The organism is Chromobacterium haemolyticum DSM 19808, assembly GCF_000711885.1.
Classification (GTDB): domain Bacteria; phylum Pseudomonadota; class Gammaproteobacteria; order Burkholderiales; family Chromobacteriaceae; genus Chromobacterium; species Chromobacterium haemolyticum.
Map to the genome: position 1 here is coordinate 14,480 of NZ_JONK01000032.1, position 22,575 is coordinate 37,054.

At 63.3% G+C, this 22,575-nt stretch carries 19 protein-coding genes and 1 tRNA gene; 6 read left to right on the forward strand and 14 right to left on the reverse strand.

Annotation, left to right across the window (positions count from 1 at the left end):
- The first annotated feature begins 2 nt into the window (after positions 1 to 2).
- Positions 3 to 923 (forward strand): CobD/CbiB family protein, encoded by a 921-nt coding sequence (locus BR71_RS16535; protein ID WP_019100620.1) that lies wholly within the window; start codon positions 3 to 5, stop codon positions 921 to 923.
- Between the two features lie 115 nt (positions 924 to 1,038).
- Positions 1,039 to 2,376, forward strand: a complete 1,338-nt coding sequence (locus BR71_RS16540) for a DEAD/DEAH box helicase (protein ID WP_043640031.1) — start codon at positions 1,039 to 1,041, stop codon at positions 2,374 to 2,376.
- A 365-nt stretch (positions 2,377 to 2,741) separates the two neighbouring features.
- Here the strand turns inward: BR71_RS16540 and BR71_RS24265 are convergent.
- Positions 2,742 to 2,833 (reverse strand) — tRNA-Sec (locus tag BR71_RS24265).
- Between the two features lie 567 nt (positions 2,834 to 3,400).
- On the opposite strand from BR71_RS24265, the gene BR71_RS16550 reads away from it, so the two are divergent.
- Positions 3,401 to 3,901 carry a putative pterin-binding protein gene (locus tag BR71_RS16550; protein ID WP_043640035.1) on the forward strand — a complete coding sequence of 167 codons (501 nt, stop codon included), beginning with the start codon at positions 3,401 to 3,403 and terminating at the stop codon, positions 3,899 to 3,901.
- 32 nt (positions 3,902 to 3,933) lie between these two features.
- Entirely contained in the window at positions 3,934 to 5,688 is a 1,755-nt protein-coding gene (locus tag BR71_RS16555; protein WP_043640037.1) for an ATP-binding response regulator, read from the forward strand.
- On the opposite strand, the gene selB is transcribed toward BR71_RS16555, so the two are convergent.
- Both selB and BR71_RS16565 read right to left on the reverse strand, forming a co-directional pair.
- Positions 5,685 to 7,568, reverse strand: coding sequence for a selenocysteine-specific translation elongation factor (selB, locus tag BR71_RS16560; protein ID WP_043640040.1), 1,884 nt, complete (start codon positions 7,566 to 7,568; stop codon positions 5,685 to 5,687). The genes BR71_RS16555 and selB overlap by 4 nt on opposite strands.
- Positions 7,569 to 7,638: 70 nt before the next feature.
- Positions 7,639 to 8,568, reverse strand: coding sequence for a cation diffusion facilitator family transporter (locus BR71_RS16565; protein WP_043640042.1), 930 nt, complete (start codon positions 8,566 to 8,568; stop codon positions 7,639 to 7,641).
- A gap of 166 nt (positions 8,569 to 8,734) precedes the next feature.
- Here BR71_RS16565 and BR71_RS16570 point away from each other — a divergent pair, with 166 nt between their 5' ends.
- On the forward strand, positions 8,735 to 9,067 hold the full coding sequence (locus tag BR71_RS16570) for a GlpM family protein (RefSeq protein ID WP_043640044.1): 333 nt from the start codon (positions 8,735 to 8,737) through the stop codon (positions 9,065 to 9,067).
- Here BR71_RS16570 and selA read toward each other — a convergent pair.
- A complete protein-coding gene (gene selA / locus BR71_RS16575) occupies positions 9,050 to 10,489 on the reverse strand; it encodes an L-seryl-tRNA(Sec) selenium transferase (protein WP_244269655.1) in 1,440 nt (479 codons plus the stop codon). The genes BR71_RS16570 and selA overlap by 18 nt on opposite strands.
- Positions 10,490 to 10,535: 46 nt before the next feature.
- Here selA and BR71_RS16580 point away from each other — a divergent pair, with 46 nt between their 5' ends.
- Positions 10,536 to 11,525 (forward strand): serine/threonine protein kinase, encoded by a 990-nt coding sequence (locus BR71_RS16580; protein ID WP_043640099.1) that lies wholly within the window; start codon positions 10,536 to 10,538, stop codon positions 11,523 to 11,525.
- Between the two features lie 167 nt (positions 11,526 to 11,692).
- On the opposite strand, the gene BR71_RS16585 is transcribed toward BR71_RS16580, so the two are convergent.
- From BR71_RS16585 to BR71_RS16630, 10 genes are all read right to left on the reverse strand, one after another.
- Positions 11,693 to 12,895, reverse strand: coding sequence for an EAL domain-containing response regulator (locus BR71_RS16585; protein ID WP_043640049.1), 1,203 nt, complete (start codon positions 12,893 to 12,895; stop codon positions 11,693 to 11,695).
- Between the two features lie 13 nt (positions 12,896 to 12,908).
- Entirely contained in the window at positions 12,909 to 14,012 is a 1,104-nt protein-coding gene (locus tag BR71_RS16590) for a protein-glutamate methylesterase/protein-glutamine glutaminase (RefSeq protein WP_043640053.1), read from the reverse strand.
- Positions 14,009 to 14,533, reverse strand: coding sequence for a chemotaxis protein CheD (locus BR71_RS16595; protein ID WP_043640102.1), 525 nt, complete (start codon positions 14,531 to 14,533; stop codon positions 14,009 to 14,011). The genes BR71_RS16590 and BR71_RS16595 overlap by 4 nt, the downstream gene beginning before the upstream one ends.
- Before the next feature lie 75 nt (positions 14,534 to 14,608).
- A complete protein-coding gene (locus BR71_RS23040) occupies positions 14,609 to 16,189 on the reverse strand; it encodes a methyl-accepting chemotaxis protein (protein ID WP_052370715.1) in 1,581 nt (526 codons plus the stop codon).
- A 6-nt stretch (positions 16,190 to 16,195) separates the two neighbouring features.
- Positions 16,196 to 16,756 carry a chemotaxis protein CheW gene (locus BR71_RS16605; RefSeq protein ID WP_019103017.1) on the reverse strand — a complete coding sequence of 187 codons (561 nt, stop codon included), beginning with the start codon at positions 16,754 to 16,756 and terminating at the stop codon, positions 16,196 to 16,198.
- 13 nt (positions 16,757 to 16,769) lie between these two features.
- Positions 16,770 to 18,407: a methyl-accepting chemotaxis protein gene (locus BR71_RS16610; RefSeq protein ID WP_052370718.1), complete on the reverse strand. Its 1,638-nt coding sequence runs from the start codon at positions 18,405 to 18,407 to the stop codon at positions 16,770 to 16,772.
- A complete protein-coding gene (locus tag BR71_RS16615; RefSeq protein ID WP_081862709.1) occupies positions 18,404 to 20,698 on the reverse strand; it encodes a chemotaxis protein CheA in 2,295 nt (764 codons plus the stop codon). The genes BR71_RS16610 and BR71_RS16615 overlap by 4 nt, the downstream gene beginning before the upstream one ends.
- Entirely contained in the window at positions 20,688 to 21,038 is a 351-nt protein-coding gene (locus BR71_RS16620; RefSeq protein ID WP_052370720.1) for an STAS domain-containing protein, read from the reverse strand. Before BR71_RS16620 ends, BR71_RS16615 begins: the two co-directional genes overlap by 11 nt.
- A gap of 13 nt (positions 21,039 to 21,051) precedes the next feature.
- Positions 21,052 to 21,420, reverse strand: a complete 369-nt coding sequence (locus BR71_RS16625) for a response regulator (RefSeq protein ID WP_019103013.1) — start codon at positions 21,418 to 21,420, stop codon at positions 21,052 to 21,054.
- Positions 21,421 to 21,437: 17 nt separating this feature from the next.
- On the reverse strand, positions 21,438 to 22,445 hold the full coding sequence (locus BR71_RS16630) for a hypothetical protein (protein ID WP_043640054.1): 1,008 nt from the start codon (positions 22,443 to 22,445) through the stop codon (positions 21,438 to 21,440).
- Positions 22,446 to 22,575 lie beyond the last annotated feature (130 nt).

A 22,575-nucleotide genomic window follows, 5' to 3' on the forward strand; every position in this document is an offset into this window, starting at 1 on the left:
CAATGACCCTGATTTCCTTGATTATCGCTCTGGCACTGGAGCAGTTGCGGCCGTTAGGCAATCGCAATCGCGTCTGGCTGCTGTTCACTCGCTACGCCAATCATTTGGAACGCAATCTGAATGCCGGCTCCAACCGTCATGGCGTGTTGGCGTGGTCCTTGGCGATCGTGCCGGCGGTCTTGCTCAGCTTGCTGATCTACTACGCGCTGCACGCCTTGAGCCCGATCCTGGCGATGTTGTGGAATGTCCTGATCTTGTATCTGACCATGGGTTTCCGCCATTTCTCCAGTGCGTTCTCCGAAATCTCCCAGGCCTTGGCCGAAGGGCGGGATCTGGACGCGCGCACCGCGCTGGCGAATTGGACTGGCCAGGGCACCGCTGAATTGTCTGTCGAGGAAATTTCCCGGCTGGCGATTGAGCAGGGGGTGGTGGACAGCTACCGCCATGTGTTCGGCACCATGTTCTGGTTTGTGTTGTTGCCGGGCCCGGCCGGCGCGCTGTTGTACCGACTCTGTTCTATGCTGAATCAGAAGTGGGGCAACCGCGACGCGGACGAAGACCCGTTCGGTCGTTTCTCGGCTAGCGCCGCTGCCTGGCTGGACTGGATTCCGGTGCGTTTGACCGCCGCCAGCTTCGCCATTATGGGCGATTTCGAAGATGCGGTGTATTGCTGGCGCTCCCAGGCCAAAACATGGGGGAACTACGCTAATGGCATTCTTCTGGCTTCGGCCGCGGGTGCGATCGGCGTGAAATTGGGCGATCCGCTCAGACAGGATTACTCCATACGCTTCCGGCCCGAACTGGGCTTGGGCGACGAAGCCGATCCCAACTACCTGAAAAGCGCGGTTGGTCTGGTCTGGCGTTCCGCCTTGCTATGGTTGGCCGTAATCCTGCTGCTCAGCGTCGCAAGCCACATGGGCTGACGACCCAACGCCGCCGTTAGGGCGGCGTTGTCTTGTCCGTTTGTGTCATTTGAATACGGGGGCATGTTGGCGCGTGCGCGCAACAGGCCCCGCGAGTTTTGCAGGAGTTTTGTCCATGCTGTTTTCCGAACTCGGGCTGTCGCCCGAGATTCTGCGCGCCATTGAAGAACAGGGCTATTCCCAGCCCACCCCGATTCAGGAAAAGGCGATTCCTCTGGTTTTGTCCAGCCGCGATTTGCTGGCCGCCGCCCAAACCGGCACCGGCAAGACCGCGGCCTTCATGCTGCCCATTCTGGAGCGCCTGAAGAAATACGCCAATACCAGCGTGTCCCCGGCGATGCATCCGCTGCGCGCCCTGGTGTTGTCTCCTACCCGCGAATTGGCGGATCAGATCGGCGTCAACGTCAAGAGCTACACCAAATACCTGCCTCTGCGCTCCACCACGGTGTTCGGCGGCGTCAATATGGACCCGCAAACTCAGGAACTGCGCCGCGGCGTGGAAATCCTGATCGCCACGCCGGGACGCCTGCTAGACCACATCCAGCAAAAAACCGTTCAATTGAACAAGGTGGAAGTGCTGGTGCTGGATGAAGGCGACCGCATGCTGGATATGGGTTTCATTCAGGACATCCGCAAGATCATGGGCATGCTGCCCAAAGAGCGTCAGACTCTATTGTTCTCCGCCACTTTTGCGCCGGAGATCAAACGGCTGGCCGCTGATTTCATGAAGTCGCCGCAAACGGTGGAGGTCGCGCGTCAAAACGCCACCAACGACCAGGTCGAGCAGATTGTTTACTCGGTGGACGCCTTCAAAAAGCGCCATCTGTTGACGCATCTGATCAAATCTCGCGAGATGAGCCAGGTCATCGTGTTTTGCAAGACCAAGCTCAGCGCCGACCGTCTGGCGCGTGAACTGCAGCGCGATGGCCTGCAAGCCGAAGCCATTCACGGCGATAAGGCTCAGGGCGCGCGTCTGGAAACGCTGGCGGGGTTCAAGGAAGGCAAACTGCGCATATTGGTGGCCACCGATGTCGCCGCTCGCGGCCTGGATGTGACGGAGTTGCCCTATGTGGTCAACTTCGAGCTGCCGAACGCCCCGGAAGATTATGTGCACCGGATTGGCCGTACCGGCCGCGCCGGCGCCAAGGGCGTGGCGATTTCGTTAATGTCCCCGGAAGAAACCCGTCAGCACGAGTCTATCGAGAAGCTGACCAAGCAGACGTTGACGCCGCAGATCGTCGATGGTTTCCGCCCTTCCTGGCTGACGCGTCCCAGTGAGCGCGAACGGGAGCGTGAGCGCTTGCCGGCGCCGCCCAAGCCGGAAGCTTCGGTTCTGGCCGGTTTGACCGAGGGCGTGAAGAGACCTTTGAGCGGCCGTCGCAGCCGGAAGGCAAAGCGCGAGGTGCCGGCTCTGCTGCTGCCGCCGCGCTATAAGGTGGAAATCATTCGCTGATTGGGCGAATAGACAAGAAACGGCCCTGATGGGGCCGTTTTTTTATGCGCATCGTCGGCACTTCCTATCAGCGATAGAGTCGGACATCTGTGCGAACCGTTCTGGGATAGGGAGAGGGCGATGGGGGTGAAGTGGCTGCATATCGGCGCGGGTGGAGTGATGTTGGGCGCAGGCGCGGCAGCGGGAGCGGCGGCGACAACGACGCTTCCATCCGCTTTGGGGAAGACCGAGGCCAAGCCCGTGGCGGCATCTGTGATGCTGGCGGAGGCGCAGCGGCTGGAACGCCTGCGCGCGCTGGTGAAACAGCATGCGATCCAATGCCATTGCCCGCTATGCCTGGGGCGGGATGTTGGCGGAGCGAACGGCGGAAGAGAACAGGAGTCGAACCTGCCCGGGACCGCTGGCGGCCCCATCTGATTTTGAAGACCAGCCGCCCCACCGGGGACGAGTCTCTTCCTGCGTGCGAACGGACTGTTGGCCCGCTGGCGTCAAGCCGACGCCAGCGGGCATTATATCGCGGAATCGCGATAAGCCAATTTTATGCCTTATAAATAAAATGAATTTCTAGACAGAGCCTCATGCCATTAGAATAGATGGCCCGCTGCAATGCGCCGCAAGAGCGCGCGGGTCATTCCGTCTACTGAGAATAAAGGAAATCAGCATGAAGCACCTTCTGTCTTTGTTTACCCAGCTTTGCCATGTCGCGGGACGTCCGGGGCTGCGCCGCGGCAAATGAGCCTATCGCCGGCGAGGCCGGCGGAGCGAAGCGAAAGCGGCCCTTTTCAGGGCCGCTTTCGCATTGAGCGCCGCGAGCGACGGCTACTGTCCCATGGTACTGGTCCGGATAGGGGCGGATGGTTTTTTGTCGGGCAGCTTGATATATTGGCCAGAAATATTTTAATGGCATTTTTGTTCTAATTAGATTTAATTGTTTTGCTTGTGAAATCAAAGTTCAAATGTCATGAGCCCGGCGCCGGAAGACGTCGGACGACGGGCACGGGATGAGCAGGGTTGGGAGCGTGGCATGGGGAAGAGCTGGAAGGCGGTCTTGGGCGGAATGGCGCTGGCGTGTTGCATGGCCGCGCTGCATGCCGAACCGGGGCCAGTGGTGTTGACGGTGTCGGGCAAGATCAGCCAGTTCACTAATAAAGAAAAGAATGTGTACGAGTTCCGCGAGCAGGATTTGCAGAACTTCAAGCAGCATTCGGTGGTGACCAAGACCAGCTGGACGCCGCAATCGGTGTTCAGCGGACCGCTGATGCGGGACATCCTGGCCAAGGTGGGCGCCAGCGGCCAGAAAGTGAAACTGCGCGCGCTGAACGACTACGTGTACTGGATAGACCGCCGCGAATTCTACGACTTCGACGTCGTGCTGGCGCGCTCGGTCAACAACAAGCCTTTGGACATCACCAACCGCGGGCCGCTTTGGCTGATGTATCCACTGGACCAAATGCCGGAGGATAAGAAAGGGCCGGTGATGGACGCCAAACTGGTATGGCAGATCAATCGCCTGGTGGTGTTTTGATGCCGGCCGGTCAGGAGGGCTCGGGACGAGCGATGAACAAATCGATGCTGTCCGGCTGGAAGGGGATTCCGGCGCTGGCCTTGCTTGGCTTTTTGTTGCTCGCCATCGGCGTTTACATGGCGATCGAGCGTTATGTGCCGGCGCGCAGCTTTGAGGGGCGCAGCGAAGATTTGTACTGGTCGGTGGCGCAGATGCAGCTTGAGCTTGAGAAAGCCCGCGCGGACCTGTTGAGGTTGAAGGCGGGGGAAGTCTCTGAGTCGCAAGTGCAATTTCGCTTGGCGGTGGCCAACAGCCGTTTCCTCGATTTCGTCACTCCATCCAAGATGCAGGAGATGCTGAGCCGCGTGGACGGCTTCAAGGGCACCGCCAGCCTGCTGCAGGATTTCTTCGAAGACGAGAATATTCTGCATCCCAGCCTAAGGACCGCGCAGCAGAATATAGACCGCATCGACAGCATCAGGCCTTCGCTGGCGGAGTTCGCGGTTCAGGCGCGCGTGGCCGAGGTGTCGTCCCGCGACGCGCGCAATAAGGATTTGCGGCACAACCAGCAGTTGGTCGCTTCGCTGTGGTTCGCGCTGGGCGGCATTTGCATGGTGATTTTCGTGCTCTTGTACCGCTATCAGGGCGCGCGCCGCGACGCCGCCGCCCGTCAGCAACTATTGGAACAAGAGCGTGAGGCGCATAAGGCCACGGTGAACGCGGAACTGGACCGCACCACCTTCCTCGCCACGCTGAGCCACGAGATCCGCTCGCCGCTGCAGACCATGCAGGTATGCGTGGAGCTGATCGAGCCCGACATTGATCCGGCAGGAAAGGCGGCCAAGGCGGTGGGGCGCTTGAAAACCTGCATGACGCATCTGATGACCCAGGTGCGGGACATCATGGACATCTCCGCGATCAAAAACATGCAGTTCCGCTTGCATATCAGCGATGTGGATGTGGCGGCGGCGTTGAACGAGGTGATCGACGTGCATCGCGCTCAGCTGGATGGCAAGGGTCTGGGCCTGTATGTGCGGCTGGGCGAGTTGCCGCCGAAGGTAAGGTTGGACGGAGACCGTTTGCGGCAGATAGTCGGGAATCTGCTGACCAACGCCATTCGTTACACGGATCACGGGACGGTTACTGTTGAGGCCGGTGTGGACGCCGCCGATGGCCGCAATATTTTGGATATCCGGGTGATAGATACCGGCATCGGCGTGCCTGAGGAGTTTCAATCTCGCATTTTCCAGCCGTTTTTCCAGGGGCATGCGCGTCGAGTGGGCAGCAGCGGGCTGGGTTTGGCGGTGGTCAAGGAGCTGGTGTCGCTGCTGGGCGGCGAGCTGGAGCTGAAGAGCGTGGTAGGCGTCGGCTCCGAATTCATCGTCCGTTTGCCGATTGTGGTGCCCGACCAACTGCCGGGGCCGGAGCGCTCGGTGTTGGTGGTGGACGACGACAAGAATATCCGAGAACCATTTTCAGATTGTCTGCAGATGAACGGTTACGCGGTGTCCACCGCCAGCTCGGTGGCGGAAGCTTGTCAAAAGCTGCAGCAGGCGAGCTTCAACGTGGTGTTGTTGGACATGCAGCTGGGTAATGAGAGCGGTTATTCAGTGGCGGAAGCGCTGAAGCGCAGCGTGCGCCACCGTGGCGTGAAAATCATCGCGATGACGGCGTATCCGGAAGAGTACGCCGACCCGCGCGCCGCTTGGTTCGCCGCGCGTCTGGAGAAGCCGTTTGACATCAGCCGGCTGCGCGCGGTGCTGGGCCGGGCCTTGGAGTCGCCGCCAGGCCCCGGGCATGCCGGCTAGTCGAACAGCCGGGCTTCGCGCAGAAGGTGTTTGTCGCCCAAGCGACGGGTAAAACCGCAGCGGTCGAAGTATTCCAGGATCTGAATCGCCAGTTTGCGGCCGCAGCCCAACTGATCGCGGAAGTTGGCGGCGTCGGCGTAGCCGACGTCTTGGTTCAGGTTTCGAACGATGGCCGCCATGCCGCGTATGGTCGCGCTGGAGCAATAGCGGTCCCGCACCACGGCGTGGACATGGCCTAGTCGTGCGGCTTTGCGCAGCAAGGCGCGCGCCTGTTCTTCTTCCAAGCCGGCAGCCGTTGCCAGATCCCGTACCCAGTGCGCTTGGTTCTCCTCAGCGAAAGCCGGTTCCAATCGCCGCCACTGCGCGGTCTCTTCTGCGTTGAAAGCCAGCACGTGCTCGGGCAGGTGCAGCCAGCCGCGGGTGTTGGCCAGCCTCCCTTCCGCCAGTAACTGATCAATCATCAAGTTGACGGCCGCCTCGCTTTCCTGCGGCAGCGCCAGCCGGCGCGCGCGGCCGCGGCTGGCGCCCAGTTGATCCGGTTGCTGAAGATGCAGCGCCGCCAGCCGTTGCAGCAGTTGTTCTAGCAAACTTGCCCAGTGTTCCGGCGCATAAGCATGTTGGCCGGCGATGTGTAGCGGCGCGGCGCGCAGCAGTTCCGCCAGGCCGGTTTCGTTTAATTGCCGGTCCCAGGCCAGATCGGGCAGGGAAACCGCTTGCCGGCTGAGGCGGAGCCGCAGATTCTCGACATCCTCCATTCCCGCCGCGGCCAGGGCGCGCAGATAGGCCAGCCGTTCGTCGTGTCGCTTGCCGCGGGTGGGCGGTTGCCGCTCCAACACCGTGGCGCAGGCCAGCGTGTGCTGCGCGCCGGCGTCTCGCAGGATTATCCGGTCGCCGTCGGCCAGGTGGAGCGGACGGTCCAGGCTCAGTTCCGCCAACCCCTCGTCGCCGGAATGGAGCTGCGAGCGTTCCAGTAGCGCCACCCGGCCGGTGCAGTGGCTGGCCGCGTGATGGATATGTACGGCCTGCCAATGGCGCAGCGCGGCGTGAAGCCCCGGAGCCAGGCGCAAGCGGACGCTGACGCGGGTGCTCGGTGCCGGGGCCGCTTGCGCCAGCAGCCAGTCGCCGCGCTGAATCTGTTGTTTTTCGATGTCGCCTGCCAGGTTGAGCGCGATGCGCTGCCCCGCCTGGCCTTGCCGCGCCGGCTGGTTTTGCACGTGCAGGCCGCGTACGCGGACCGGAACGTCCTTGCCGCTCAGCCATAGCGTGTCGCCTATGCTGACGCGGCCGCCCCAAGCCGTGCCGGTTACCACAAGGCCGGCGCCGCCTATGGTGAAGGCGCGGTCTATCGCCAGACGGAAGCGCCGTTCCGTTCCCGTCGCGTCGCCGCGCTGTTGCAGCAGTTGCCGCCGTAAATCATCGACGCCGACGCCGGTGCGCGCGGAAACCGGGAGCAGCGCTGTCGCTTGCAGGCCGTGCTCCGTCAGCGTCTGTCGCGCTTCGCTCATGACGCGTTCCAGTGCTTCCGGGCCGACCAGATCGCTTTTGCTGACTGCCACGGTCAGGCTGTCCAGCTGCAGCAATTGCAGAATGGCAAGGTGCTCGCGGGTTTGCGGCATCACGCCGTCGTCGGCGGCGATGACCAGCAGCGCGTGGCGCACGCCGCCTACGCCGGCCAGCATGTTGCCGAGGAAGCGTTCATGGCCGGGCACGTCGATGAAACCGATCGCGCCGCCGTCCGGCGTGGGCAAATAGGCATAGCCCAGATCTATGGTCATGCCGCGTTTTTTTTCTTCCGGCAGACGGTCGGCGTCGGTGCCGGTCAGGGCGTGCAGCAGGGCGGTTTTGCCGTGGTCTACGTGTCCGGCGGTGGCGATAATCATGGCGGGCGAAGCTGAAGGGGTAAAAGGCCAAGTATCGCCAGAAACGGCGGGCTTGGCCATGGGGCCGCACTCAGCTAGTGGGCGCGGCGTCCGGAAGGTAGTGCTCGACGGGATCGATATGGATCAGCACGTCCAGCACCGGGTGCCGTTCCAGCACATGGTGGCGCGCGGCTTCTGAGATGGCGTGGGCCTGCTCCACGCTGATTGAGCCGTCTACTTCCAGATGCACATCCACTTGGATCAGATCGCCCATCTTGCGAGTGCGCAGGTCATGAACGCCGTGGATGCCGGGGGTGGCCAGCAGGGTTTGGCGGATGGCGGCGACGGCCTCGTCGTCGGCGGCGCGGTCCATCAGGTCATGCATCGCATCCCAGCCGAAGCGCCAGCCCATGCGGGCGACCAGCAGCCCCACCAGCAGCGCGGCCACCGGGTCCAGCAGCGGGTAGCCCATCAGGTTGCCGATAATGCCCAGCGCCACCACGAGCGAGGAGGCCGCGTCGGAGCGCGCGTGCCAGGCATTGGCCACCAGCATGCTGGAGCGCACGCGTTTAGCCACCGCCAGCATGTAGCGGAATAGCGCCTCTTTGACCACCAGGGCCAGCAGCGCCACCCACAAGGCGACGACATGGACGGTGGGGATGGAGGCGGGGTCGTGGAATTTAGCGGCGGCGCTGTACAGCATGCCCAGGCCGACGCCCAGCAACAGCAGGCCCAGAACCAGCGAGGCGGCGTTCTCGTAGCGGTGGTGGCCGTAGTGGTGATCGTTGTCCGGCGCTTTGTGGCTGTGTTTGCCGGCCAGCAAGACGACGAAGTCGGCGATCAGGTCGGACAGCGAGTGCAGGCCGTCGGCGATCAAGGCGGAGGAGTGCGCCAGGGCGCCCACCACGATCTGGGTGGTGGAGAGAATCAGGTTGACCGCGACGCTGACGAGCGTGCTGATGCGGCCGGCGCGGCGTTTTTCTACGCTGTCGCCGTCGATGGCGTGATGAGTGTGGGCCATGGCAGTGCAGTCCGGCAGTGGGTGGGATATCGCTATTATCGCATATTGGCTATTAATTTTAAAAAATTGATTGTTTTTATTAATGAGAATGAGAACAAGAATGAACCTCAGCCGTTGGCTGGACGGCTTGTGACACAATCGTGGTTTTCCGCGGGCGGGTAAGGAAATGGCTTTATTGTTGAAAAGCGCCTTGGGCGCGCTGGCGGTCTTGTTGATCAGCGTGTTGGCCAGGTCCAGAAATTACTATATCGCCGGCCTGGTGCCGCTGTTTCCCACCTTCGCGCTGATCGCGCATTATATTGTGGGCAGCGAGCGCGGCGTGGCCGAGCTGAAAACCACCTTGCTGTTCGGCATGGCTTCGCTGCTGCCTTATTTTATTTATTTGTTGGCTTTGTATTGGCTGATCGACCGTTGGCGCTTGGGCGCGGCCTTGCTGGGCGCGGCGGCATGCTGGACCATGGCCGCCGGCGTTTTGGTGTGGCTATGGACGCGCCAATGAGCCCAGGTTGTCGATAAAGCCGGTTTCATCCTCCAAGCAGCGCAGGTCCAGCCATAACCGGCCGTCGGCCAAGCGGCCGATTACCGGCCGCGGCAGCGCGCGCAGCGCTTCGGCCAGCCGTTCCAGCGTACCGCCTCGGCCGTCGGCGGGCGAAACCGCCAGCGCCCAGCTGGGCAAGCGGTCCACCGGCAGCGAGCCGCTGCCGATCTGGGACAGGCAGGCGGCGTCCTCTACCAGATAGTCCGTTCCCAGCGCGGCGGCCAGCGGGGCGCGCAGGCGCTCGGCGCTGGCGCGCATCGTTGTTTGCGGGCGGGTCAGCAGGCGCAGCGTCGGCAGGGTTTCGGGCAGCCGGTCCGGTTCCAGATATAGCCGCAGCGTGGCTTCCAACGCCGCGAGGGTCATTTTGTCGCAGCGCAGCGCGCGTTTGAGCGGGTGTTGCTGAATCTTGTCTATCCATTCGCGCTTGCCGATGATCAGGCCGGCCTGCGGCCCGCCCAGCAGCTTGTCGCCGGAGAAGCTGACCAAGTCTACGCCGGCGGCGATCATCTGCTGTGGCATCGGCTCGTGAGGCAGGCCGTGGGCGGCCAGGTCGATCAGCGCGCCGGAGCCCAGGTCGGTGGCCACCGGCAGGCCGCGTTCGCGCGCCAGTTCGGCCAGTTCCGCCTCCGCCACGCTGCTGGCGAAGCCCTGAATCGCGTAATTGCTGGTGTGGACCTTGAGCAGGAGGCCGGTTTCCGCCGTGATCGCGTTGCGATAGTCCTTCAGGTGAGTGCGGTTGGTAGCGCCCACTTCCACCAGCCGGCAGCCGGCCTGGCGCATCACGTCCGGCATGCGGAAGGCGCCGCCGATCTCCACCATCTCGCCGCGGGACAGAATGACCTCGCGGCCGGCGGCCACGGTGGACAGCATGATGAGCACCGCCGCCGCGTTATTGTTGACCACGCAGGCGGCTTCAGCGCCGGTGAGTTCGCGCAATAGTTCGCTGACCGCCTGGTCGCGGTGGCCGCGGCCGGCGCCTTTCAGGTCGAATTCCAGCGTGGCGGCTTCGCGCATCGCCGCGGTCACCGCGTCCACCGCGGCCTCGGCCATCGGCGCGCGGCCCAGATTGGTGTGCAAGACGGTGCCGGACAGGTTGAACACCGGGCGCATCCGCATGCGCTGGCGCTCGGCGACTCGGTCGCCTACCGCGGCGGCCAGGCTGTCGTCGCTGGCGGCCCAGGGCGGCAGCGCGTGCTGTTCGCGTATGGTCCGGCGCGCCTGCTCCAGCGTCTGGCGCACGGCTTCGGCCAGCGCGGCGTTGCCGTGGCGGCCCAGCAGGCGGGACAGACGGTCGTGGCTCAGCAGGCGGTCTACGGAGGGCAGGCGGGTATACAGGTTTTTCAGATCCATGGGGGCTTCCGGCGCGGCGTCAGATTCCTTCATTTTACCCGCTTACGCTCGAGAGCTGCCGGCTGCGTATAATGCCTGGATGCAGACACATCAAACGCCACCCTTCGCCGGTCTCACGCCGGACGCCATTCTCGACGCAGTGGACAGCCTGGGCCTTTTCAGCTCCGGCAGCCTGCTGGCGCTGAACAGCTATGAGAACCGGGTTTATCAGATCGGCATCGACGACGCCGCGCCGCTGGTGGCCAAGTTTTACCGGCCGGAGCGCTGGAGCGACGAGCAGATACTGGAGGAGCACGCGTTTTCGCTGGAGCTGGCGGAACGCGAGATCCCGGTGGTGCCGCCGTTGGCTTTCAACGGCGCGACGCTGCACCATCACGGCGGTTTCCGCTTCGCCTTGTTTCCTCGCCGCGGAGGCCGGGTGCCTGAGCTGGGAGACGCGCGAACCTTGGAGTGGATCGGCCGTTTCCTTGGGCGCATTCACGCCTTGGGCCGAGTGGAGGGCTACGCGAGGCGGCCGGCGCTGGACCCGGACAGTTTTGGCCGCGAGCCGGCCGAATACCTGCTGCGGCACGCGGACTTGCCGCCGGAATTGCGCGAGGTGTTTCGCGGCGTGCTGGAGCAAGCCTTGGCCGGCGTCGAGCGCGCTTACCAGCGAGCAGGCGCGGTAAGCACGCTGCGGCTGCACGGCGATTGCCATGTCGGGAATATGCTGTGGACCGACGACGGCCCGCATTTCGTCGACTTTGACGACAGCCGCATGGGGCCGGCGGTACAGGATTTGTGGATGTTGCTGTCCGGCAGCCGCGAGGAGCAATCGGCGCAGTTGGCCGAGGTGCTGGCCGGCTACGAGGACTTCTGCGAATTCGACCTGCGCGAACTGCATCTGCTGGAGGCCTTGCGCACCCTGCGTCTGATCCATTACAGCGCCTGGCTGGCTCGGCGTTGGCACGATCCGGCCTTTCCGGCCGCCTTCCCCTGGTTCAACAGCCAGCGTTATTGGGAGGAGCAGATTCTGACCTTGCGCGAGCAGATTGCGCTGTTGGACGAGCCGCCGTTGTGGTCGGTGTAAGCGCGATTTTACGATCTTGCGAACCAGAGCGAGACAAGGCGAAAACGAGCGAAAAAGCGGAGTGTACGAGGGGTACATGAGCATTTTGAGTTTGTACTCGCCGTGCAAGGCTCCACGAAGCGCGGCAGACTTTGAACAGGCTTTAAGCGCCGGTTCAAAGTCCGGGGTCAGCCGGTGCTGGCCTCCTTATGCTGCTGCATTCTTTCCTTGACCCAGCTTTCAAAGTGGGGCGCGTCCATCGGCTTGGCGATGAAATAGCCCTGGCCCATCAAGCAGCCGCGGTTGCCCATGAAGTCCAGGTCGGTGGTGGTTTCTATGCCCTCGGCCACGGTAGTCAGTTGCATGCGCTGGGCCAGTTCGATCACGCTGTTGAGCACGGCTTCCAGGTGCGGCTTGGTGGACACCGAGGTGACCAGCGATTGATCGATTTTCAGTTCGGTGAACGGGAAACGGGTCAGTTGCTGCAAGGTGGCGAAGCCGGTGCCGAAGTCGTCGATGGACAGGCCCAGGCCGCCCAGCCGCAGCCGGGCGGCGATGCCGATGGCCTCGGCCAGGTTGTCGGCGATCGCGGTCTCGGTCACTTCGAAGATGATGAAGCGCGGCGGCACATGGGTGCTAAGCAGCCGCTGCTCGATTTGCTGTGTCAGATCGTCGCCCTTCAGCGACAGCGCCGACAGATTGACCGATAGCGGCAGCCGCAGCCCGCGACGCGCCCATTCCTGCCATTGCTTCAGGCCTTGGTCCAGCATGCTGAGCGTCAGTTCGGTGGCCCAGCCGCTGGCTTCCACCACCGGGATGAAGCGGGCGGGCGAGACGATGCCGAGCTCCGGGTGCTGCCAGCGCGCCAGCATTTCCGCGCCTTTGAGCAAGCCGCCGTTGAGGGTGACCTTGGGCTGGTAGTAGGGAATGATCTCGCCCTTGTCCAGGGCCTCGCGCACCTCCACCTCGCTGAACAGTTCGGCATGGTGTTCGTCGCTGCCCTTGGGCGTCCAGACCCGTTTGAGCAGGTCCAGCAGCTCGGGCTGGCGCAGCGGCTTCTTTAAGCCGCCCAGCACCGGCAGCCCAAGCTCCCGCCCCATCAGTTCCACGGTGGAGATCAACAGATAGTCTTTGCTGGAAGTGACCACCAGCGGCGCGGTCAGCCCCTCTTTGGCCATGTGTTGCATCACTTGCACGCCGTCCAGTTTGGGCATTTCCAAATCCAGCAGGATCAGACTGGGCAGTTGCTCGCGCATCCGCTCCAGACCTTCCTCGCCGTTGGCGGCCTGGCGGATCTGCTGCGCGCCCAGGCCTTGGCAGATCTCGCAGCCGTGCTGGCGCTGCAAGGTGCTGTCGTCAATGATCAGGACGTCCTGGATATCCAGTTGCATGGTGTTTCCTCGTTCAGCGGCAAATCGCCTTGGCGATGGTGTCCAGCGACATCACTTCGTCGGCCGCGCCCAGGCGGATCGCTTCCTTGGGCATGCCGAACACGACACAGCTTTCCTCGTCTTGGGCGATGGTCTTGGCGCCGCAGTCGTGCATTTCCTTCAAGCCCTTGGCGCCGTCGTCTCCCATGCCGGTCATGATGATGCCCAGCGCGTTTTTGCCGGCGAACTTGGCGGCGGAGCGGAACAGCACGTCCACCGACGGCTTGTGGCGGCTGACCAGCGGTCCATCCACCACTTCCACCAGATAGAAGGCGCCGCTGCGTTTGATCATCATGTGCTTGCCGCCGGGGGCGATCAGCGCGCGGCCCGGCAGGATGCGGTCGCCGTTGCTGGCTTCCTTGACTTCAATCTGGGACAGGCTGTCCAGCCGCTCGGCGAAAGAGCGGGTGAATTTTTCCGGCATGTGCTGGACGATGGCGAGGCCGGGGCAGGTGCGCGGCAAAGCGGTGAGGACGGTTTCCAAGGCCTGGGTGCCGCCAGTGGAGGTGCCCACGGCAATGATGCGTTCCGTGGTGGCGAACATATTGCCGCCGGTGGGCGCGGACAGGATGGCGTCGGCGGACAGCTTGGGCCGGGTTTCCAGCGGGTTGGGTGTTGGCGCCGCGCCGCCAGAGGGCGCTCCACCGCCGGCGGAGGGCATCACCCGCACTCGGTTCATTCGGGCGGCGGCGGCGCTGCGCACCGCATGTACCAGTTGGCTGGCGCTCTCTTCGAGAAAGCCCTTGACCCCGGCCATGGGTTTGGCGATTACCTCCACCGCGCCGGCGGCCATCGCCTGCATGCTGATGTCGGTGCCTTTTTGCGTCAGCGATGAGCAGATCACCACCGGCGTCGGCCGGCTAGCCATCAACTGCTTGAGAAAGGTGATGCCGTCCATGCGGGGCATCTCGATGTCCAGCACGATGACGTCCGGCCATTGCTGTTTCATTTTTTCCATCGCGGCGATGGGGTCGGTGGCCACATCCATCACCGTCATGCCGGTTGCCTGGCTGAAAACCTGGCTCAGCACTTGGCGAACCACTGCAGAGTCGTCCACGATCAGCACTTTGATAGTCATGCCCGAGTCCTTGCCTTATGGTGTGCGGAAATCTTGTTCATGTCCGCGTCTTGCGTTTGTTTTACCCACACATCGCCCGTGGCCAGATCGAACATCACCAACCGCGGGCTGTTGCCGCCCAAATCCTCCGCATGCACGGATAGCCCGAGTTGTTTCACCAACTGGTAGGCCATGTCGATATTGCGCGACGGCACGTCGTGCGGTTGATCGCGTTCGATGCCGGCCAGCACCGCGGCTCCACCCACCAGCTTGGCGTGGAATTCCTGCAAGGGCAGTCCGGAGTTCAGCACCTCGTGCAGCATCAACAGCATGGCTTCGTCGCCGTAGCGGCCCGACAATGTCGATGCCCTGCGGTCGGTGCGCCGAGCCAGCAGGTAGTGGCACATCCCTCCGATTTTGGCTTTGGGATGCCATAGCGTGATCGAGACGCAGGAACCTAGCAGCGTGCGGACCTTGTGGTGCTTGTCGCCGAAGTACCAATCGCCGGGATGCAGGAAAATATCGACGTCTTGTTTTGTCATTACCAGGGCCTTTGTGCCGAAGGTGGCCAAGCGACCGGTTCATTCGTTTTAATGTAGATCAGTTGCCGCGCCGTTTCAGGGTGGATTCGACGCGCTCTCCGTCTCCGCGCTTGTCTCCTGAATCAGAAAGTAAGCGATTTGCTGTTGCAGACGCGCTGCCTGTTTGTGCACTTCGGCGGCGGTGGCCGCCAGCGCTTCGCTGTTGGAGGTGTTGCGCTGGGACACCTCGCCCAGGTGCTCCATCGCGTCGCGGACTTGGGATATGCCGCGCGCCTCTTCCCGGCTGGCGGCGCTGATGCCGCCCACCAGTTCCGCGGTGGCCGCGCTGCGTTCCAGAATGCCGGACAGCGCGCGCGCGGCCTGACGCGCTTCATGGCGGCTGTGCCGGGCCAGTTCGCTGATTTCCCGGGCGGCGTGATGGCTGCGTTCGGCCAGCTTGCGCACGTCGCCGGCCACCACGGCGAAACCATGGCCGTGCCGGCCGGCGGTGGCGGCCTCTATGGCGGCGTTGAGCGCCAGCAAATTGGTTTGGTAGGCGATGTCTTCGACGGTTGCGATGCGTTCCGCAATCTGTTCCAGCGCGTTTTCCGCGGTCTGCACCGCTTGTTTGCCGTCAGCCACCTGGCGCGCGGCGTCGTGCGCGGCGGCGTTGGTCAGTTCGGCCTGAGCCAGGTTGCCTTGGCTGACGTCGTGCATTTGAGCGCAGGATTGGGCGGTGGCGCTCACGCTGAGCGCGGCGGCCCAGCTGTTTTGCGCCAGCGCCTCGGCGGTGGCTCGGATTTCGCGGGCGCTGTCGGCCAGTTGGTCGGCGTTGTGACGCACGTCTTGGATGATGTCGCTCAGGTGGCGGCTGCTGTATTCCAAGGTGGAGTGCACGCTGCGGCGCGTTCCCGCGGGCAGCTTGCCGCCGCGCCATAGCCGGCCGGCGGCCATTTCGCGCATGCGTTCGGCCAGCTCGTCTGGCTCCGCGCCCAAGATGCGCCACAGGTTGCGGTGAATGGCCCAAGCCAACAGCAGGCCGGCCAGCGCGCTGCCTCCGGCCAGCGTCAGCAACAGCGTTTTCAATTCCCGGCCGCGGCTCTCCGCTTGCAGGGCGGCTTGTTGCTGCAAGGCGTGGGTTTCGGTCCGCAGCTTCCGCAAGGCGGCCAGGAAATTGGGCGTAGCGTGGCCCAGGACTTTGCGCGCTTCGTATTTTTGGTTGGCGGCGGCCTGGCGCATCGCCTGGTCCAACTGGATGAAGGCCTCTATGCGGCGATTTTGCAGTTGCCGCAGGGCCTGTTGCAGGCTGGCCCGGCCCGGCGCTTGTTGCCGGGCGATGCCGTCGGCCAGGCGCTGCTCCAGCTCCAGGTAGCGGTTGCGCGCGCTCAAATAGCGTTCGCGCCAGGTGTCGATGTCGCGGCGGGAGGAGACGATGATCAGCGAGCGGTAGTCGATGCGCATTTCCTGGATCTGGACCTGCATGCGGTCGCTGAGCCGGGCGTGGCGGCCATAGACTTGGGTGATCTCCTCCAATTGAACGTGGAATTGCTCCAGGCCGTACAGCCCAGCGCCGATCAAGGCCAGCAGCAGAAACAGCAGCGCGCCGAAGCCCAGTTTCAACTGCCGGGAGACGGACAGAAAACTTGGGCCGGGCGCGGAGGCGAAGTGGGCCGGCATGGCCGCTCAGGCCTTTTCCGTTTGGGTTTCCGCTGCGGTTTCCTGCTGGCCCAGGCTGGAGATCAGGGCCATTTCATCGACCGACAGCACTTTGTTGACATTGAGCAGCACGATGAAGTGGCCGTCCAGCTTGGCCATGCCGGCAATGAAGTCGACGCGGATCTTGCTGCCGAACTGGGGCGGAGGCTCGATGTCTGCGTCGGGAATGGCCAGCACTTCGTGCACTGCGTCCACCAGAATGCCGATCAACTGCAGCTGGTCCTCTCCTTCAACCTCGATGATGACGACGCAGGTGCGGCGATTGATTTCGGTTTCGCCTCGGGCGAAGCGCAACGACAGGTCTATTACCGGCACCACCGAGCCGCGCAAATTCATCACGCCGCGAATGAAGGGCGGCATCAGCGGCACATGGGTGGGTTTCAAATATTCCAGGATTTCACGTATTGCCAGGATGCCGATGGCGAAGACGTCGCCGCCCAGCTGGAAGGTCAGGTATTGACGTGCGTCGGTCTGCCCTTCGGCGGAGACGGCGTTGTCGTGTTTGCGCTGCAGATGGAGCGGTTTCATGGCGCTAGTCCGGTTAGAAACGGATGAAGTCGGACTCTTCCGCCAGCGGCGGGTGCAGCGGTTTGTGCTGCAGCACGGACTCGCGCCGCGCGCGCGGCGCGGGGTGGAAGGATTCGGCGGCGCCCAGCTTGAAGTAGCCCATCAGTTCGTGAAGATGTTCGGCCTGGTCGTTCATTTCCTCGGCGGTGGAGGCCAGTTCTTCGCTGGCGGACGCGTTCTGCTGCGTGGTCAGGCTCAGTTGTTGGATGGCGGAGTTGATCTGGCTGACGCCGCTGGCCTGTTCATTGGAGGCGGCGGCGATTTCCTGCACCAGATCGGCGGTGCGGCTGCTGGAGCGGACAATTTCCTCCAGGAACTGGCCGGCCTGCTCGGCCAGCTTGACGCTGCTGCCGGCCACGCCGCTGATTTCCTGAGCGGCGATCTGGCTGCGCTCGGCCAGCTTGCGCACTTCGGCGGCCACCACGGCGAAGCCCTTGCCGTGCTCGCCGGCGCGCGCGGCTTCGATGGCGGCGTTGAGCGCCAGCAGATTGGTTTGGTAGGCGATGTCGTCGACGATGCCGATCTTATCTGCGATCTGACGCATCGCCTCTACGGTGCGGCGTACCGCCTCGCCGCCCTCGGCCGCCTCGCGCGAGGCCTTGGTGGCGATGCTCTCGGTGACGCGGGCGTTGTCGTTGGTCTGGCTGATGGACGAGGACATCTCTTCCACGGAGGCCGATGTCTCCTCAATGCCGGCGGCCTGTTCGCTGGCGGCCTGGGACAGCGCCTGGGAGGTGGAGTTGATCTGCTGCGCGGCGCTGGACAGCGCCTCGGAGCCGCTCTTGACCTCGGCGATGATGTTGCGCATCCGCTCTATGGTGACGGCGATGGCGGCGCACAGGCTGCTTTGGTCTCCCTGCCGCAGCCGGATTTCCGCGTCCAGATTGCCGTCGGCCACCTGACGCATCACTTCGGACACGTAGTGCGGTTCGCCGCCCAGAGTGCGCAGCAGGTTGCGGGTGATCAGCGTGGCGAGGCCGGCGCTGATCAAGGTGGCCAGCAAGGACAGCGCTATCATCACCCAGTGGGCTTGCTGATAGCTGGCGTCGGCCTGATTGGCCAGTTGGTCGTTGAGTTTGTCTTCCAGGTCCGCCAGCGCGGTCAGTTGCTGGTTGAAGGCGATCATTTGCGGAGCGATCTCGTTCTGCATCAATTTCTTGGCCTCATCCTGGCGGCCCTGGTTGGCTAGATCCACCGCCTTGTCCACCAGGGCCAGCGTGGCGGGGCGCATATTCTGGATGCGGCTCATCTGCTCCAATTCTTGTGGGGTGTTGTTGCTGGCTTGCCGGAATACTTCGGCCAGCTTCTTTTCCCTGTCCGTATAGATGATTTTTGCCGCCTGATAGGCTTGCAGCGCGTTGTTGATGTCGGCAGGCCCCTCGGCCAGCATCACGTTGCGGTAGGCAATCCGGATGTCCTGATTGTCGCTGATCAATTGGCGCGCCAGCCGGCTTTCCGTGTTGTTGACCTGGGTGATGTCGCGCAAGGCGATATTGCTGACTTCCAGCCCGTACAGCGCTGCGCTGACGCAGATCAGCATCAGCGCGATGATCAGGCCGAAACCCAGCCCGAGCTTCTGCGCGATGGACATGCCGTGTTTGTATTGGCTCATTGGGCGCTCCTATCCGTTTTCGCCGCGGTGTTTGTTGTGCCAGCGTCCCATTCCCGGGCGGGAAGCAGCGCGTACCGCTCCGCCTCTTTTTGGGTGGCATGGTGGATCAGGGCGGGCACGTCGAGAATCAAGGCGACTTCGCCGGTGCCCAAGATGGTGGAGCCGCTGATGGCCTTGAGATGGCGGAACAGATTGCCCAGTGGCTTGATCACGGTCTGGAATTCACCCAGCAGGGCATCCACCACCAGACCAGCCTTGCGATCGCCGTAGTGGACCACCACCACGTTGCGGCGTTTGGCCGCGACCGACGGCAAATCCAGGAAGCTGTCCAGGCGCAGCAGCGGCAGCAACTCGCCGCGCAGATTCAGGCAGTCGTGAACGCTGTCTTTGTCCAGGGCTGCGGGTAGTTCTATGCATTCGATCACCGCTTCCAGCGGCACCACGAAGGTGGCGGCGGCCACTTCCACCAGGAAGCCGTCGATGATGGCCAGCGTCAGCGGCAGCCGGATACGGAAGGTAGTGCCGAGCCCGAGTTCTGATTCGATGTCTATGGTGCCGCGCAGCTGCTCTATGCTTTTTCTCACCACGTCCATGCCGACGCCTCGGCCGGAGATGTTGGTGACTTGGTCCGCGGTGGAGAAGCCTGCCTCGAAGATCAGCCGGAACACGTCCTGCTCCGGCAGCGCGGAGTCGGCGGGAACCAGGCCGCGTTCCACCGCCTTGGCCAGGATGCGCTCTTGGTTGAGGCCGCCGCCGTCGTCGGCCACTTCGATCACGATGCTGCCGGACTCATGGTAGGCGTTGAGCCAGACATGTCCTTCGGCCGGCTTGCCGCTGGCGAGCCGGCGCTCCGTGGTTTCGATGCCGTGGTCTATGGCGTTGCGCACGATGTGCATCAGCGGGTCGCCCAGTTTTTCCACCATGGATTTGTCCAGCTCGGTTTCCGCGCCGGAGATGTGCAGCTGGATGTCCTTGCCCAGTTCGCGGGAGACATCGCGCGCCACGCGCGGGAAGCGGCTGAAGATTTCGCCGATCTGGATCATGCGCATGGACAGCGTGCCGGCGCGGATCTGTTCGATCAGGTTGGCGATGGTTTGAGTGGCTTCCACCAGCGCGCTTTGCTGAGAACGGCGCGCCACCAGGTTGGCGGCGGCGCCGGCGATCACCAGTTCGCCTATCAGGTTGATCAGGCTGTCCAGCTTGCCAGCCTCCACCTTGATGAATTTGCTTTCAGCCTGCTTGCCGCTTTTGGCGTCGCCGGAGGTCTTGACGCCGGCGCGGGCTGCCGGGGCCTCCTGGGCCGCGTCGACGAGCAGAACAGGATCGAGGTCCGCGGTGGAATGTTCCTCCTGCGCCAATTCCACGACTTCCGCCTGCGGCGTTTCCACCTCCGTCGCGAAGGACTCGTCGGGCGCGGCTTCCGGCTCGGCGGTCTCGGGTTCCAGGCCAAAGCGCAGCCATACCGCCAGCACCGCCTCGGCCTCCTCCGGCGCGGCGCTGGCCAGCGTCTGCGCTTGTTGTCGCGAAGTGGGCGGCCACGGCCAGATATGGACCTCGCTGTCTTCGCGGGCGAATTCGAAGACATCCAGCAGCGTCTGCTGTTCTTCCGGGCTGCGGTACAGCGCCTCCAGGCGCAGATAATTGGTTTCCGGATTGAAGGCGTCGCCGGCCGGCAGTTGGGTGGTGACGGCTTCGATCCGATCGATCTCGCCGATGGTGGCGAGATAGCGGATGAAGGAGGACGGATCCATGCCGTTGCGCAACATGTCCGGGCCAAAGCGCAGCGACAGCAGCCACTGCTCCGGCTTTTGCGCGTCGGGCGCGGCCGGAGGTTCGGATGGGGCCGCTGCGGGCGGCGCTTCCGGGGGCGGGGTTGTTTCCGTCGCATCCTGAGCCGAGGCGCCGCCGGCCGCGCGGTTGTAGGCGATCAGCTCGTCCAGCAGTTCGGTGTCGGCGAAGCGCTCCAGGCTGTCCTTGGCCGCCAGCACGGTGAGCATCTCCTTGACGTGGTCGTGGCAGCGCAGCAGCAGGCCGGTCAGCATATCGTCCAGCCGCAGGGCGCCGTCGCGCAGCAGGTCCAGCACGTTTTCCACCTCATGGGTGAAGCCGACGACGATGTCCAGACCAAACAGCCCGGCGGAACCCTTGATGGTGTGCATGGAGCGGAACAGGGCGTTCAGCTGTTCCGTGGTGGTGGAGTCGGCCTCCGCGTCCAGCAGGATGCTTTCCATCTCCCCCAGCAGATCGTTGGACTCTTCGAAGAAGGTTTGCAGCGCCAGTTCAAGATCCATGCGCGGCCTCTTCCAATGAGAGCTCGCCTTGCAGGCCGACGAGTCGTATGAAGTCCTGAGAGGCCGGGCTGGGGGCGATGAAGCGCAACGCGACGCCCTTGCGCAGGCTTTCCCGGCGCAGCCACAGCAGCACCTGGGCGATGGCGCAGTCCAGTTCTCCGACACAGGACATATCCAGCTCGATGGCGGCGTGGCCGGCCAGGGCGGCGTGAAGCTGCTGATGCAGTTCCGCCGCCTGGTAAATGGTTTGTTCTCCGCTGAGCGTCAGTTGGAAAACGTCGGCGGACGGTGTGGCGGGCGCGCCGTCTCGGGCGTCTGATTTTTTGCGGGTGCGCGGCATGTCGGGCTCCCGTTCAGGGCAGGATCAATTTGGAAACGGCGGTTAACAGCACCGGCGGCTGAAATGGTTTGACCACCCAGGCTTTGGCGCCGGCGGCCTTGCCCTCCTGCTTCTTTTCCTCGGAGGATTCCGTGGTCAGCATGATGACCGGAGTGAATTTGTAATTGGGATGGACCTTGATATTGCGCAGCAAGGCGATGCCGTCCATCAGCGGCATGTTCACGTCGGAGACGATCAGATGGACTTTGCGTCCGTCCAGCACATCCAGCGCCTCCTGGCCGTTGCCGGCCTCCAGCACCTCATAGCCCGCGCCGGCAAGCGTCATGCGCACCACCTGTCGCAGGCTGGCCGAATCATCGACGATGAGTATGGTTTTGGCCATCGGAAGCGTTCCCCGGATCAAAAAAAGGTAATGTTGTTTTGGTTATTGCCCGATTCAGTCTTGTCGCTGCTGTGCAGGACGCGCTGCTCATGGGTGGTATAGCTGTTTTTCAAGGCCTCTAGCCAGGCTGCCGTGTCCGGCGGCGTCGGCCGCTGTTTGGTATCGATCAGCGCCTGGCTGAAGACGCTTTCCAGCCTGCGCATGTCGTTTTGCACTCCGCTGAGGATTTGATCGACCCTATCCTGGAATTGCAGTTGCACCAGGATGTCTTCCAGCGCCTGCTGCAAGGATTGAGACTGAGCGGCCTCTTCGTCCAGAACGGCTTCTTTATCTTGCGCGGCCGGGTCGGAGGGGTTTAGCAGCGTGTGCGGCCGCAGCGGCTCGTGCGCCATCTGCGCCAGGCTGCCCATTGCCTTGTCGATCTGGTTTTGCAAACGGGACAGCTGTTCCAGCGTGTCGCTGCCCAGTTGTTCGATGCTTTGCTCGCCGTCCAACTGGCGGCCGCTGATCAGGCTGCGCACCAGGTTTTGCAGGGTATTGGCCGATTGGCCCAAAGTGTGCAGATGGATGGCGAGATCGGTTTGTTGTCGGGTGGCGTTTTGCAAGAGCTGCAGCATGTGCTTGAGCCGGCTTTCCGCCTGCGCCAGCGCCGCTTGGTCGGTGTGCTCGCCGGGTTTGGGCACCGCGCCGCCGACTTGGCGCAAGATGCCGTCGAAGCGCAGGGTCAGCCGGTTGGCGGCGTCGTCCATTTGTTCCTTGCCCAAGGAGATGTGGCCGGCCCACAGCGGGAGCAAGGCGCAAACATGGCTGGCGAAGCCCTGCCAGTAGGCATCCGGGTTGGGCGTCTCTTCCGCGGCGTCGACCGGAGAGGGCCAGCTCAGCGCCAGCGCCAGCGCGACGGAGCTGAGCGCCAGCCCGGCCCAGAGCAGGGCATGCCCCCAAAACAGCCAGCACAAGGCGCCGCCATTGATGGCCAGGCCCAGCAGCAGGCGGTTTCTTGGCGTCAGAGGCGGGAGCAGAGCCATGTCGATTAACCGGAATAGAAAAAAGTCATACCTTTTTTGTAGTTGTTGGTTTTTTCTTATGCAAACGGCCGGCGCGGCCAAGCCGCTTGCCTAGGCAATAAAAAAGCCTCCGTGACGGAGGCTGGCAGGG